This is a genomic window from Blautia sp. LMAG:36, from assembly GCF_008680535.1.
Classification (GTDB): Bacteria; Bacillota; Clostridia; order Lachnospirales; family Lachnospiraceae; genus Blautia_A; species Blautia_A fusiformis.
Genome location: NZ_NALB01000004.1, coordinates 160,838 through 175,589 on the forward strand (window position 1 = coordinate 160,838; position 14,752 = coordinate 175,589).

The 14,752-nt window shown below is 37.0% G+C and carries 12 protein-coding genes; 2 read left to right on the forward strand and 10 right to left on the reverse strand.

From position 1 onward, the window contains the following. Positions 1–367: 367 nt before the first annotated feature. From CCC17_RS05080 to CCC17_RS05125, 9 genes are all read right to left on the reverse strand, one after another. On the reverse strand, positions 368–1,477 hold the full coding sequence (locus CCC17_RS05080) for a Fic family protein (protein WP_287082628.1): 1,110 nt from the start codon (positions 1,475–1,477) through the stop codon (positions 368–370). 87 nt (positions 1,478–1,564) lie between these two features. Next, positions 1,565–2,956, reverse strand: a complete 1,392-nt coding sequence (locus tag CCC17_RS05085; protein ID WP_287082630.1) for a tyrosine-type recombinase/integrase — start codon at positions 2,954–2,956, stop codon at positions 1,565–1,567. Between the two features lies 1 nt (position 2,957). Further along, on the reverse strand, positions 2,958–3,947 hold the full coding sequence (locus tag CCC17_RS05090) for a helix-turn-helix domain-containing protein (protein WP_287082632.1): 990 nt from the start codon (positions 3,945–3,947) through the stop codon (positions 2,958–2,960). A gap of 119 nt (positions 3,948–4,066) precedes the next feature. After that, positions 4,067–4,201: a helix-turn-helix domain-containing protein gene (locus CCC17_RS05095; protein ID WP_117836368.1), complete on the reverse strand. Its 135-nt coding sequence runs from the start codon at positions 4,199–4,201 to the stop codon at positions 4,067–4,069. A 519-nt stretch (positions 4,202–4,720) separates the two neighbouring features. Further along, positions 4,721–4,897, reverse strand: coding sequence for a hypothetical protein (locus tag CCC17_RS05105; RefSeq protein WP_270390983.1), 177 nt, complete (start codon positions 4,895–4,897; stop codon positions 4,721–4,723). A gap of 65 nt (positions 4,898–4,962) precedes the next feature. Continuing rightward, positions 4,963–6,258 (reverse strand): ATP-binding protein, encoded by a 1,296-nt coding sequence (locus tag CCC17_RS05110; RefSeq protein WP_287082634.1) that lies wholly within the window; start codon positions 6,256–6,258, stop codon positions 4,963–4,965. 247 nt (positions 6,259–6,505) lie between these two features. Continuing rightward, on the reverse strand, positions 6,506–6,742 hold the full coding sequence (locus CCC17_RS05115; protein WP_287082635.1) for a hypothetical protein: 237 nt from the start codon (positions 6,740–6,742) through the stop codon (positions 6,506–6,508). Positions 6,743–7,120: 378 nt separating this feature from the next. After that, positions 7,121–8,233, reverse strand: a complete 1,113-nt coding sequence (locus tag CCC17_RS05120) for an NAD/NADP-dependent octopine/nopaline dehydrogenase family protein (protein WP_287082636.1) — start codon at positions 8,231–8,233, stop codon at positions 7,121–7,123. A 34-nt stretch (positions 8,234–8,267) separates the two neighbouring features. Then, positions 8,268–9,752: a YfcC family protein gene (locus tag CCC17_RS05125; protein WP_287082638.1), complete on the reverse strand. Its 1,485-nt coding sequence runs from the start codon at positions 9,750–9,752 to the stop codon at positions 8,268–8,270. A 135-nt stretch (positions 9,753–9,887) separates the two neighbouring features. Here CCC17_RS05125 and CCC17_RS05130 point away from each other — a divergent pair, with 135 nt between their 5' ends. Both CCC17_RS05130 and CCC17_RS05135 read left to right on the forward strand, forming a co-directional pair. Next, a complete protein-coding gene (locus CCC17_RS05130) occupies positions 9,888–10,550 on the forward strand; it encodes a response regulator transcription factor (protein ID WP_119247151.1) in 663 nt (220 codons plus the stop codon). Continuing rightward, positions 10,550–11,854 (forward strand): sensor histidine kinase, encoded by a 1,305-nt coding sequence (locus tag CCC17_RS05135; protein ID WP_119247150.1) that lies wholly within the window; start codon positions 10,550–10,552, stop codon positions 11,852–11,854. Before CCC17_RS05130 ends, CCC17_RS05135 begins: the two co-directional genes overlap by 1 nt. Before the next feature lie 294 nt (positions 11,855–12,148). On the opposite strand, the gene CCC17_RS05140 is transcribed toward CCC17_RS05135, so the two are convergent. Then, positions 12,149–14,749 carry an FAD-dependent oxidoreductase gene (locus CCC17_RS05140; protein ID WP_287082639.1) on the reverse strand — a complete coding sequence of 867 codons (2,601 nt, stop codon included), beginning with the start codon at positions 14,747–14,749 and terminating at the stop codon, positions 12,149–12,151. Between the last annotated feature and the right edge of the window lie 3 nt (positions 14,750–14,752).

The following is a 14,752-nucleotide window of genomic DNA, read 5'->3' on the forward strand; positions in this document are numbered from 1 at the left end:
TGAACCTCCGACCCCTCGCTTAGGAGAGCTCCAACCTATTGTCACTCTCTGTCAATCTGAGGTAAGGTAAACCCATATGGGACACTATTAAAAACTGTTTCCGATTCAATTTGAGTTATTCTGAATACCCCCTCTGTCAAGCTCTGTAAAGCTCTGAAAGTTAGCTGATTGTTTGCTCCAGCTAATAATTGGGGAATGCCTTGATATTACCATCGACATCTGTTATATGACCACCATGCTTCGTACGTTCGATCATGGTAAACAGTATTCAATTAAACTTCCTATCGAAAGCACAAGATATTTTCTTGTCTATAAATAATATAACGCATACGAGACGGTTTGTCCATGCGTTTTTGACTGGCAAATTTTATATTTTATTACGATATTTTTTCAAAATCTTTTTCGCATTTGTCTTTGAAAAATCACTTAACCGATAAGATCGGACTCTTGTCTTTACAATGATTGGAATTAACAAACCATTATTTACCAGCTTTGCACATCGATTAATAATCGTTTTGTTGGTTACACCTAGCATTTTGCTGACTTCAATTGGTGTAAACTCATATAATCGCTTTTTTAACAGAAATGCTAAGAATTCTTTTTCTTTTGCATTTAAATAAGATAGACTTCCATCTAACTCGTCGTTTTCGGATGTTTTTGATAATTCATATACCTTTTTAGAATACAATTCCATCATCCGCAAAAAATAATTGATCCAAATTTCCGGATGAGGAGGGTTTTCTCTTCCTGAATAATATAACGCCGGTAACCCCATTTGCAGTGATGCATAATACTCATCTGGATCATAGGCAAAATATTCTTCCAGAGAACCTATTCCATTAAAACCATATCCATAATAATCAAGAATATAGCCTGACATTAATCTGGCGGTTCTTCCATTTCCATCTTCAAAAGGATGAATGGTAACCAATTGATAATGAACTACAGCAGCAATAATCAGCGGATGATCATCTGTAGTATTTACATATTCAACAAGTTCATCCAACAAGTCTGGAATATCAATATACTCTGGTGGAATATATTCCGCTGCGCCTGTTTCGGAATCATATACTGCGAATAACATTCCAGGTGGCATAGGGCCTCTTAAGCCTATCTTTTCTTTTGACGCACCTTTTTCAACCATTGCCTGCACTTCTAAAATCATTTCTTTTGAAAAAGCTTCTTTCCTTTTCAGTTTTTCTTCTAAAAAATTTAAAGCCAAAAAGTAATTACGAACTTCCTGTTCTGGCTTTAAAAAATGTTTGTGAGGATCACTATCAATAGCCTCATTTGCCTGTTTTTCAGTTAATGGATTTCCTTCAATCTTATTAGAAGCATAGGAACTTTTTTTCTTAGAGTTTTTTCTAAGTCTGTTTTTTATAACAGGTGGCATTTCTATCGTACTAAGAGAAAAACGCTTTTCGTCTATTTCCGATATTTTTTTTAAAATTTCATTTGTTAACGTAACCTTAATCACATGATCCACCTCCATTTCATCCATATATTATATCGTTTTATGAATTGTTTTTCCACTAAAATTACACTATTTTTTCACTATTTTTCATTACTTCATTGTCTTCGCCAGCGAATTGAATAATGCCCGCATCTCTGGATTTGCCAACACTTTTGCCAAAAGTTCAGGATCGACTTCATCAGCAACAGTTGCATTATTATTTTCCTGCTGTACATGCATCTGTGGATCCAGATTCTTTTTCTCATAAAATGCTTCTTCAAAAAGCTCTGCATTTTTCCTTCTGTCATCATCCAGAATATGAGAGTACACATCTGTAACCATATTGACCTGAGCATGGCCAGAATCACCCTGTACCGCCTTGATGTCTCCACCATTCAGTTTCAGCTTATAAGTAACACTGCTATGACGAAAACTGTGAAATACAACCGGTGGGAGATTATAGTCCTCGATCAATTTCTTTAAAGGGCCACGGATTGCTCCATCACCAAGAGGAAGACCAAAGGTACTTGCCATAACCAGGTTATAGTCCATATATTCGTCACCCAGGATTTCTTTCATTTCATCCTGCTCAGCTTTCCAGTCTACAAGCATATTAGCAACGCTCTTCGGTAAGAATATCTTACGTACACTGCTTTCTGTCTTCGGTGTTTTCAGAATACGGACCGTAGAATTCTTCTTATGATTTGTCGGGAATACCAGCAACACATCTTTTCCATCCAGTGCGTTCAAAGATTCTTTTCTTATACGCTGTGATTCTTTATTGATGAAGACATATGCGCGATTTTCTTCAATTGCCTCAGGAGAGATATCTACACAATCCCAGGTAAGACCAAGCAGCTCACCAAGTCGTAAGGAACATGAAAAAGATAGATTAATTGCGAGTTTTAATCGCTCATCTTCACAGACACTGAGAGCATACATCAATGTATCCGCTGTCCAGATATCTCTTTTTTGGGATTTATGTTTTGGTACAGTCGCATGAATACAGGGATTCTTCTCCATCAGTTCCCATTTCACTGCCTGTTCAAAACAGTTTCTAAGCAGCTTGTTAACATCCCTGACCGTACTGGACGATACAAATTCATTTCGACTGGTTTTATTTAATGGATTGATAACTGCACGTCTCTTCAAAAGACTCTGATAATATCTTTCGATAAATCTGGTATTGATCTCTGACAGCTTTGCATCACCAATAACCGGAAGAATATAGTTATTGATAAGAGAGACATTTCCTTCATATGTAGAAAGTGCCCAGTTTTCTTTTCCATACAATGCAACATATTCTGTAATAAGCTCATCCAGTGTTTTGCATTTACGAACGACAAATGATCCCATCTCTTTTTTATATTCAATTTCTTTTTTTCTTCTCTTTGCTTCGGCTTTTGTTTCATAGGTTTCCCACTTCTGTTTCCTCTCGCCTTTTTCATTCGTATAGGAATAGATTACATTGAATTTTCCGTTTCGTTCTCTTATTGATGCCATATTATTGCATGCTCCTTTCCAAATCTCTTTGTTCCATCCAGTCCTCAAATTCATCCCGAAGGATCCTAACTCGACTGCCAACTTTTATTACTGTGAACTTCCCTTTATCCGCCCACTTGTTGATCATGCTTCTGCTGACCTTTGCCAAATAGGAAGCTTCATCAAAAGTAAGATACTTTATATTTCCATTGCTTCCTCGTATTCCGGTCTGTGATAATTTCTTCCGCCGGTAATTAGCCAGGGCAATATTTTGTTCCTGTGCAAGTTCTTCATAATCATTCGATGGATCCAGCTTATACCGATCCTGACCTTCCAGGAATTTTTGAAAACTCTCTTTTGTGATCCTTTTCTTTTCTGCAATCACAATGAATTCAAAAAAATGACTATACTTCGGATTATCAAGAATTGTATATACTGAGCTTCTGGTTGTTCCTAGCAGCTGTGCCATCTCTGGCATCGTAATAGTTGCATCTTCCAGAAGAGCGTCCTTTTCTCTGTCTTCCTTTGTCCGATACCGGGACTGGCTTTTATACCAGTTCTGAAAAGATTCTTTTGGTATTCGTTTCCAGTAATCGACAATAACAGCTTCCATTTGATTTTTCTTGAGTAAATCATAAACAAGATACTCATCAACACCCAACAGGTCCGCAACTTCCTTAACGGAATAGGACCAGAATTTCAATTCTTTCCCTGGTTCTTCTCCGGTAACTTTATGGTATTTAATCTGATTGGCGTACCATTTTTCAAAGCTGGTAATATTGATTCGTATCTTTCCGGCAATCTCTTTTGATTCAAAAACATTTTTATGCACCAGCCAGTATCGATCTGTCTTTTTTAATCCCAGTAGCTTTCCCATTTCCGGCACGGTCATCCAGGTCCTCTTTTGTGTTGGACGCCGTTTATAAGGACTTTCTTCTGATATCTTCGAAATGATTTCTTCAACATCGTCCGTTTCCGGAACTTCTTTTTGTTTCATAATTGCTGTTGCCATTTATTCTTCACTTCCTGTCTTTTTAGTGTTAGTGTTTTTTCTTATATCATATCTCAAATCCAGATAAAAATTTAGGATGTCGATTGCAGACAAAATCTGCCTGATCAACACCCTGTTTTTTACTGTTCCAAGTTATCGAGCCAGTCATCGAAACTCTTCTTAGAGATGCGATACTTTCCGCCATCCAACTGGATCCACCGGAATTCCTTTTTCTTCAAAAGGTTATAAATAGTAGGTCTGCTGACTCCTAAGATTTCCTGTAACTCCTAAACTGTATAACATCTTTTCTCTGACATTTCTTTATCCTCTTTTCTTTGAAATATGAAAGAAAAATTATCCCTTCATATAACGAAACGCTCAGAGCATGTTTTACAGTGGTCAAAAGCAAGTTTTTTGAAATTTTTAAATTTTTTTCTGAAATTCAGTAAAGAATCGGTTTGCCTTTACACAATTTCTACTTTCGAAAAATGAAAAAATTTTAATTTTTGAAAGTGGGTGGCTAAATGAAAACAATCACGAGAGCAGAATATCTTGATAGAATCATTGAACTGAATGGCACTCCTAATATCAAGATCATTACGGGGATTCGTCGATCTGGAAAGTCCAAACTGATGCAGGCGTATATTTTTATTATGACGGAGATTGTAGAACATCGTAACATTAGATTTCTGTGCTTTTTCCTGAAATTAAGTAAAGATAAAGAGCATATGGAATTGAATCCATACACTCTATGATTTCCCAAACTTAAATACATTTTTGACTCAACAATAAGCTTACTCAACCTGTCTTTCATACATTGTATGATTCGCTGTTAAGCCATGTGTAAATACTAATGCTCCCTTAGAATTATTATTTGGTCTTGAAATCCAATAATGTACTTTTCCACCTATTCCATTTATTGTCATCTGTTTCATTTTTATCATTTCTCTATCATCATCAATATTTTCCATAAGTTCGCCTCCACCGGCATACATTCCATTCTTCCAAGACCGCATAGCATCCTTTATAACATTGTTTATTTTTCAAGAGTTTGCGGATCAAGGAGGAAGTCATAAATGTTTACAGTCAAGATACCATAGTCATCATAATAGGGCTGTACAATATCTTTTGTGATAACAATCTTTTTGAAGGAATCATCAATTTTCCTGAATGGTCTGATTTCCTGAGTGCGTTTCGTTTCATCTGGCAGCGAGTATGCCGACTGGATATAGTATCTGGATGAACCAAGATTGCATACAAAATCAACTTCAAGCTGTTTACGGATAACCTTACCTTCCTGATTTCTTTCTGCAATCGGTATTACTCCCACATCCACACTGTAACCACGCATACGAAGTTCATTATAAATTACATTCTCCATAGAATGAGTCTGCTCAAACTGACGGAAATTGATTCTGGCATTGCGAAGACCAAGATCGGAAAAATAATATTTCTTAGGTGTTTCAATATATGCTTTTCCTTTAATGTCATATCTTTGTGCTGATTCAATCAGGAAAGAATCCTCAAAATAATCCAGATATTTCTTAATGGTAGCGGAAGTGATTCTGGATTTCTTTACCGTCTTGAAAGTATTTTTCAGTTTTTCCGGATTGGTCAGCGAACCAATGGCAGAGGAAAGAATATTCAGAAGATCTTCCAATTCTCCGATATTCCTCACTCGGTTACGTTTGGTAATATCTCGAAGATAAATCTCATTGAACAGATTCTGCAATGCAACTGCCTTATCGTTTGCTCCCTCACGAAGAACAACAAGAGGAATACCGCCATACAGCATATATTCAGATAATCCCATGTACTTATCACCGCTGTAAATGGTCATAAACTCGGCAAAACTCAGGGGATACATATGAACCTCGTCACCACGACCGGCGAACTCGGTGGCTATATCTTTAGACAAAAGTTTTGCATTACTTCCTGTCACAAATACATCCATATTATCTTTGCGAAGATAGCCATTCAAAACAGCTTCAAAACAATTCAACATCTGAATTTCATCAAGCAGCAAATAATACATTTCTTCACCTACAACTTTGGAACGGATATAAGCCATAAACTTTTCAGGATCAACTCCACGCTTTTCCTTTTCCATCTGAATCAGGCTTTCGCCAATCAGATAAAGATCATCAGCTGAATCAAAAGCAAAGCGAATGATGTGGTCAGTATCAACTCCGCTTTCCAATAAATGATGATAAAACAGATTATTCAGTAAATAGGATTTTCCACATCGACGAATACCAGTAATTACCTTAATCAATCCATTATTCTTTCTTTTTATCAATTTATCCAAATAAAAATCTCTGCGAATCTCCATCTTAAAACCTCACTGTAAAAGATTTTTGCAACATATTGCATTTTTCTATTCTAGTATATCCATATAGGCTTCAAAAATCAATATATCAGCCGGACATTGAAATAGATTTTTGTAACTTGTTGCATATTTCCATTCTATAATCATATTATATTCTTTAGAAGCAGTGTTTATCCCGCATTTTAATTGTGAACTTCCAGTTTTTTTCCGCCTTAATCGAATATCGCTATATCTGCGACTCAAAATAATTCTATTTTTCCGTCTTTTCTCCATCTGATCCTGCATTCAAAAAGTTCATGATTTCCTCATATGACCGCCCACTTTTTACAACCGCTGACAGGATTTCTTCTTTTCTTATGGCATCCCGCTTGTCTAACAGTTCTTTCAGATTTGCTGTTGCCTGGTCATACTTTTTCTTCGCTGCGACCACATCAGCCTCTGCTTTTTCAATCTTTTCTTCCAATGCTTCCGTAAACTCCATATTCATAGATATTGTTCACCCGCTTATTTTCGAATGTCCCTTTATTTCCCAGGATCAATACATTCACAAGGGCAGACATCCCTTTCACCATGATAACAAAACTATACCCACATTTATCCATTCCTTTGATGCATGTATAATAAGAGCCGGCTCAATCGAGCCGGCCCATACAAGTCTTATTAATTTCTTCTCTGTTTTGTTCGTGTCTAACTTGAATTTGAAAACCACGATTTTATTTACATTTCATCCCAGATTTTGTGCAAAGCACGAATTCTGCCGTGTTTTTAATCAAGATTGCGAACGAGCATCGCGAGTTTCACAATTACCTGATTTATCTTTAAAATCAGAAGAAATCGACATTAACTGATTTCCCCCTTACCCAGTTTATACTTGGAGAAATTCAAGAATTTCTTGTTTTGTCCAATGATTAAATCCTATCTTCTCCAACGTACGTCCTGTTTTACGATAGTCTACATCGTTATAGAGATTCGCTAAAGTAATTAATGCTTCAGCAGCTGGAACTTGAACACCGCAGATTTTAGCCAATTCACAGAAAGGAACAAATAAATATGGAATATCTTCTGTAATATAACGATTTTTTGAATTAGCAGGAGCATTTTTGATTTTTCCATGTGCACTTGAGCCTCTGTTAAATTCATAAATAGAAGAGCAATCACTTGCATAAAGAGCATTCATTGCCTCTAATTCGGTACGTAGATGCAAATGCAAGCTTTCTCCAACAGTTAATCGTTCCCGATCCAAAGCATCCTCCACTTTTGCAATGGATGGTGAACAGCAGTCACGATAGAAGTTGTATCCACCTTCAAAATTCTCCAATAATCCCATATTTAAAATCGTAAAAAGCGGATGTGCACCAAAATTAATATTTTCTAAAGCTGCTACTACCGGATTCTCCAAAATTTCAACAGGAATCGGGAAAATTTCCCTCACAAATTTTATCATATCCTCTGTTTGCTTCGCCTTTGGGAAAATACTCAATGGCATAAATTCTTTTACACCCATAATAGAAATCGTTCCGGCATCAACAGCACGAGTAGCCCATGGCAAACTGATTGTATCGATAAAAGTAATATCTGTTCCACGCTTGTCAGAATTTTGTAGCATCTTATTCAATACAAGACCACCATAATTTCCAGGGATAATAAAAATTTTCATTCCATCTTTTACATATGGAAGCATGGCTGAAAACATAATTTCCTGTGCAAAAGACGGACAAACCATCATAAACGTGTCTGAAAATCCCATTGCTTTTTCAATGTCTGTTGTAGCCAAAGCAATTTTTTCGACTCCCGGGAACAGCATTTTCATGCCATTATCCTCTGATAACGCTGTAATGCCACCTTTTTCTTCAACTGCATTTACTTGTGCCGGGAATTTTGGAGAGTCATAAATACAAACCTCATTTCCATTCTTCGCCAAAACATACGCTGCAGTAAGACCACCATTTCCAGCTCCAATTACAGTAACTTTCATCATTCATTTCCTCCATTTCTTTCTTAAATATGCATCCTTAAAAAAATATACATCCAACAGTAAGCACGCTACAGGTAATCGCAATAATACCAAAGAAAAACGGTAATATATGCTTCAACCATCTTTCGTATGGAACATTTGCAAGTGTCAGTGCTCCAATTAACACAGCCTGCGTAGGCGAAATAAAGTTCATCGTTTCACTTCCCGCCTGACATGCCATTACAATAAATTCACGTCCTACATTCAAAAAATCTCCTAGCGGTGCTAAAATAGGGATTGTTGCAGTATGTAAGCCAGAAGAAGACGGAATTAACAATGACATTGGAATATACAAAATATATGCAATGGCAGGAAAAATCACACCTGAAATGTTAGACAGTAGCATTTCTCCATAATGCAGAACAGTATCTATGATTAATCCATCTGTCATAATCACTGACAATCCTTTTGCAACTCCCAAAATCAATGCAACGCTCAAAATATCTTTCGCCCCATAAATAAAAAGATCTACTATTTTCTTTTCATTAAATCCATATACAATTCCTATTAAAACAGCACCTGCTAAAAATAGCATGGTCATTTCTGTAAAGAACCAATCTCCTAAAGGAACGATGTGACCTAAAATACTTCCCAAAATAGGAATACCTGTCAAAAATTCATGAAAATCTTCAAAAATGTGAACTCCAAATTTACTTCCCCATGGAATAATGGCAATAATCATCAGCAAAAACATACATCCAAAAATTGTAATAACTTTCTTTCGCTTTGGAGTAAATTCTATAATCTCGTTCGTATTGTTTTTTTCAAATGGTGCATTTGTAATATCTCGAATATCATAAACAATAGATTTTGTAGGATCCTTTCGAACCTTCTCCGCATAATGCATAACAAAAAAAACTGCAAATATAAAACAAGCTATAAATAACACCAATCTCGTAAGAATACCATCTCCCAGAGAAATACCTGCTATGTTTGAACCAATTCCCACTGAAAAAGGATTAGAAATACCTCCTACAATTCCTACTCCGGCACCCAAAAGCACTACCATAATACCTGTTACAACATCGTATCCTGCCGTTAAGAGAACAGGTATTAGTATGGGATAAAATGCAATAGTTTCTTCTGCCATGCCATAAGTGGTCCCACCAATTGCACAAATTCCCATTACTATTGGTATTAACATTTTTTCTCTTCCTTTTGATTTTTCAACCACCTTAGAAAGAGCCGCATCAATAGCCTTTGTCTCAAATAGAACACCAAGACAACCGCCCAAAACCAAAACAAACAGAATGATATCTATAGCACCTCTGAAACCTTCTATGGGAGCTTTTAAGATATCCCATAATCCCTGTGGATTCGATGTGACAACCTGATAAGTTCCTGCTACTGGCATTCCTTCTTTATATTCATACTGTCCTGCTGGAATGATAAATGTCAAAACAGCAACTGCAATGGTCAGTATGATAATGGTTGTAAATGAAGTGGGCATTTTAAATTTTTTACACTTTTTCCTTTCCTGCATATCTCTAACCTCCTTACAGTGTAATTGTATTTAAGAATTTTGTGAAAAACGTGCATATTTCCTATAAAATTGTATTGAATTGTGTTAAAATGTATAATTAAGGAATTAGCACAATAACACAAGGTGGTTTTATATATGAAATGGATATGTATCGTAGAAGATGAACCGGATTTAAACCGTTTAATGCAATTTTATCTTGAAAAGGAAGGTTATTCCGTGATATCTTGTAGTAGCTTTGCTGAAGCACGACAGCAATTAAATTCTGATATTTCTGTTTGGGTTGTGGATATTATGCTTCCAGACGGAAGTGGACTTGATATTTTAAAATTATTAAAGGCACAGAATTCCAATGTCTCCGTAATTATTATCTCAGCGAAAGGAGACCGTTTTGATCGCGTCTCTGGATTTGAACTAGGATGTGATGATTATATTGCGAAACCGTTTCTTCCCGCAGAGCTTATTTTTCGCATAAAGAAACTTTTACAGCAAAAGCAAAGCACAGAAAAGCAGAATGACAATATTATCTCTCTTGGATGCTACGAAATATATTTATCTCGTCGGATTGTGTTAAATTCTGGTGAAAAAGTAGACATTACCAGCCGTGAATTTGATATTATCCTTTTTTTTCTCCGCCACAAAGGACAGGCCATTTCACGGGAACAGCTTCTTCAGGATGTCTGGTCAGATGAATACTTTGGAAGTGACAGAATTGTCGATAATTACATAAAAAATATTAGGCGCAAGCTACCGAAACTGCAAATTGAAACTATTTACGGCTATGGATACCGTTATAACTAATGAAAAAATTACAAGGATTTCGAAAACGGATGCTCATTAGCTCCGCATTTTTCATACTTATTGTTACACTTTTATGTCTTGGAGTTGTATATTATTGGTCATTTTTTCACTTTAGTCATTTATTTGAAGATCGTGTTATTGATCAACTTACCTTCCAAAAAAATCAGGATATGGGAATCAAAAACGAATGGATTTTAGGTGTTACCACTGACAGTATTGATGTGGTAGAGGGGATTCATGGCGCAAAAGTAGCTCAACAAATTCAAGAGCATGCTCATGAACAAGAAGAAGTCAAAGAGTTATATCGAGAAACAATTGATGAAAAACATCTTTTGTATACTATAGAATTAAATACCAAAAATGGAGAAACACTATACAAATACTCTATTATCAAAGATATTTATACAGAGACTTTTCCTCAAATAGTTGCCTTCCTGTTTGTATTTGCAATTATTATTGTTGGAATATCGTTCATATATTCCAATAGTTTAAGTCGTGACTTTTATAAAGGAATTTCCCGATTACGTAGTTATTCAAAAGAAATTGCTCAAGGGAAGCATATAGCACCTATTGATATTGAAACCTGCGATCAGGAATTTCGAGCACTTGCAGAAGATTTAGAAATTATGAGGTGTTCTTTAGAAAAAAATGATGAAAATCGACAGCAAGTTCTCCAATATATTTCTCATGAATTAAAAACACCGCTTATGATTATTGAGGGATATGTAAGCTCTGCTTTAGACGGATACTATCCAAAAGGGACTCTTGAGGAGTCTTTAAACACCATTCTTATGCAATCTGATAGAATAAAGGAACGTGTTCAAGATCTTCTTATGATTGTCCACTTAACCTCATTAGATGCATCTGAAGATTTGCAGGAAATTGCAATTCTTCCTTGTATTCAAGAAATAGTTGCACTTTTGGGTAACGATTCTCATATTAAACACTGGAATATCGATATAAAACCAGATCTGACTGTATATGGAAGCTGCGAGCACATCAGGATTCTGTTTGAGAATCTTATTTCTAACCAAGTAAAATACGGAGATTCTGTTTCTGTAATTTCTCAATCAGAAACCAAGACTCATCATATTATTAAATTTTACAATGATGGTTCACAGATACCAGAAAAAATCCAGCAGGAGCTTTTTAAACCCTTTGTTAAGGGAAGTTCACAAGGCAGTGGTTTGGGTCTTCCTATTTGCCAACGGATTATGGAACAGTTGCATGGTAACATCCGGTTAGAACCTTCTTCAGAAGGAACTGTTTTTATTTTAGAATTTCCTAAAACAGTTCTTCGATAACTTCTATAAAATTATTATACGGAATAGAATATCTGGAATTTCTGAAGATTTGAGTTTGCTGACTGCGGCACACAATCTCAAAGAAATAATATCCCAGGTACCGAAGTGCTGCCTACATGCAATTTTATAACTGTTATATATAAAGCAAGGGCGAAAAGCTGATTTTATTCAAGCCTTTCGCCCATTCTTATCATTATAGAAGATCTTCTTTACAGACTTTTCTTCATAGTCTCTGTTAATCCGTCTCAAACCTCAAAATATCATGAGTTGTATCAGCTCTGACATTTAATAATCTTACCGCAAATGATTCAATCTTTCTTTGGTCTCTAATCTTTTTTCCCACATTTCCTGTTCAGTCTGATATCCGCGCGCTCCCTCCTGATCCTTTGTATATTTTTGACCAAAAAGCAAATCCAGGATATGTACAGCATCTTTTCCAGCCGCCTGCATGGTTCCTCTGCAGGATCCGCAATACGTTACAATATTGTGCTGATCAAAGTCATTCGCTCTTCTTGTATAAACACGCTCATATAATTCCGGATTTGAACTGCATACCATACCGCCAACACCACAACATCTGGTGTTTTTGCCGTTTCGTTCTATTTCTGTCCAGTTATAACCCAGTTCATCCAAAACCCATCTCACACTCTCGTGATGAGATGTCTCATCTCGAGTTACACAGGAATCATGAATGTTGAAAACTACGTCAGAGCCTTTTCCGATTCCTCTTGCTGTTTCCGGAATACCGATCAGATTCTTCATCAGATCCCAATATGCGATCACTTTCTGATTTTTAGCAGTTTCTTTAAATACTTTGTAACAGGAAGGACATACTGTTATGATCACTTCTGCTCCCATATCATCTAAAATATCAATAGCTTTTTTATTTCGTTCCTCAAACTTTTCTGTTTCGCCAATAAAGCGGGTGACTTTTCCACAACATTGTAATAATGCGCCTACATTTTCATGTCCCAGACATTCTTTAAGGTGTTTCACAATGTTTTCTACTCCCTTTGGAGAGTATGCAGACACGGTACATCCAGGAACAAAAACATATTTTGTTTTCTGCTTCTTATGTACTTCTTTTTTCTGCAAACTGCCATCTACTCTGGTACAGTATTCGTCTCCACACTCCTTTTCCTGCGTACGATCACTCTCTTTTAAGATTTCCAACGGGACAAGACCGTTATTTTTCTCTGCATAATCTTCTTTTAGCGCCGTGAATATTCCCTTCATGTTAAATTCTTTCGGGCACTTCAGTGTACATTGACTGCACTCATTACAGGAATATGCAATCATATGATCCAGATTTTCATATCCCTCCTCCAGATACTTTTTAAATAAAGATTTCGGGCACTCTGTGTAATCATTCAGCATGATACATTCTTTCATACAGAGCTTACACTCGCACTGTCTGCACCTGGCGGCTTCTCTTTCTGCTTCTTCTTTTGTATATCCCAGAGCCACCTCATCAAAAGAATGAATTCTCTTCTTTGGATCCAGCTCCTGCATATCTTCTCTTTGACCGGTAATCGCATCCCAGTCAACCGGCATTTGCAATTTTGTTTCATATGTCCAGGTGTCTTTTAATTCTCTTCCGGACCGCAGGTCTTCTCCTCTCAAAAATCGAATTACAGATTGAGCAGCTCTTCTTCCGGTTGCAAGAGCCTGAATAGCAATCACAGATTCACCGGAAGCATCTCCTGCAACAAAAATCTTTTCGTTCTTTGTTGACTGCAATGTATCCTTGTCACAGGCGAAGGTAGAATTAGGACGCTGTTCCAAAATCTCCCCTGCAAATTCAGCTTCCACTCCCTGTCCAATGGCAAAGACAATGGTATCCACCTTCAGTTCCCTTGTATCCTCTTCATCATATGTAGGAGCAAACCTTCCGTTTTCGTCAAACATAGATAAACATTTTTTAAGTGTAACACCAGATACCCTGCCATTTTCGTCTGTATGAATTCTCTGGATAGCCTGAGCATGATTAAATTTTACTCCCTCTGCCAGTGCCCCTTTTATTTCGTGATTTGAAGAAGCCATGGTATCATAACTGTCCTCAAGACAGACAGAGTAAACTTTTTCTGCTGCGTTAAGACGCCGTGCAGTTCTCGCGCAGTCCATGGCCACATCTCCGCCTCCTACAACAAGAACAACTTTTCCGGACTCTTTCACATCTTGAGACATGGCAGCTTCCTTCAGAAATCCCGCAGCGCTGAAAATTCCTTTTGCATCCCAGTGGTCCAGGCTTCTGTCAACACGCCCCTGCTGTTTTCCCACTGCAACAATGACACTGTCAAAATTTTCCAGAATTTCACTAAACGGTTTATTCTTTCCGATTTCACAATTTAATTCAAATTTTACTCCCAGACGATCCAGGTAGCTGATCTCTCGTTCCAGAATTGTTCTTGGAAGACGATATGCCGGAATGCCGATTCGAAGCATTCCTCCTCTTACAGGCATTTTTTCAAATACGGTCACCTGACAGCCTTCTTTCCTCAGTTCCAATGCTGCCTGCAATCCGGATGGTCCGGCACCGATCACTGCTACTTTTTTCCCATTTTCGTCCTTACAGGAAAGATTCCAGTCTTCTTCCCGGTCAAAATGATCTGCTGCATATCTTTTTAAGGACGCAATCGCCATAGGGCTCTTCCCTTCGTTCCATTTGCATTTTCCTTCGCAAGGGTGCGCACAGATTCTTCCCAGAGTTCCCGGTAAAAACAGCTGATCTCGGATAACTTTTATTGCCTCTTCTCCTTTTCCTTCCCGGATTAATCGAACATATTCTTTTACATTTGTGTGCATAGGACACGTTGCAACACATGCAGCTGTTTCTTCTCCCATACAGTGTTCTGCAATTTCTTTCATATTATCAATTACGCTCTGCTTTAACATAAT

Bases quoted from the DNA above. Each gene is read 5' to 3' on its own strand.
- CCC17_RS05085 (WP_287082630.1), bottom strand. From the start codon at position 2,956: ATGGCATCAATAAGAGAACGAAACGGAAAATTCAATGTAATCTATTCC.
- CCC17_RS05090 (WP_287082632.1), bottom strand. From the start codon at position 3,947: ATGGCAACAGCAATTATGAAACAAAAAGAAGTTCCGGAAACGGACGAT.
- CCC17_RS05105 (WP_270390983.1), bottom strand. From the start codon at position 4,897: ATGGAAAATATTGATGATGATAGAGAAATGATAAAAATGAAACAGATG.
- CCC17_RS05110 (WP_287082634.1), bottom strand. From the start codon at position 6,258: ATGGAGATTCGCAGAGATTTTTATTTGGATAAATTGATAAAAAGAAAG.
- CCC17_RS05115 (WP_287082635.1), bottom strand. From the start codon at position 6,742: ATGAATATGGAGTTTACGGAAGCATTGGAAGAAAAGATTGAAAAAGCA.
- CCC17_RS05120 (WP_287082636.1), bottom strand. From the start codon at position 8,233: ATGATGAAAGTTACTGTAATTGGAGCTGGAAATGGTGGTCTTACTGCA.
- CCC17_RS05125 (WP_287082638.1), bottom strand. From the start codon at position 9,752: ATGCAGGAAAGGAAAAAGTGTAAAAAATTTAAAATGCCCACTTCATTT.
- CCC17_RS05130 (WP_119247151.1), top strand. From the start codon at position 9,888: ATGAAATGGATATGTATCGTAGAAGATGAACCGGATTTAAACCGTTTA.
- CCC17_RS05135 (WP_119247150.1), top strand. From the start codon at position 10,550: ATGAAAAAATTACAAGGATTTCGAAAACGGATGCTCATTAGCTCCGCA.
- CCC17_RS05140 (WP_287082639.1), bottom strand. From the start codon at position 14,749: ATGTTAAAGCAGAGCGTAATTGATAATATGAAAGAAATTGCAGAACAC.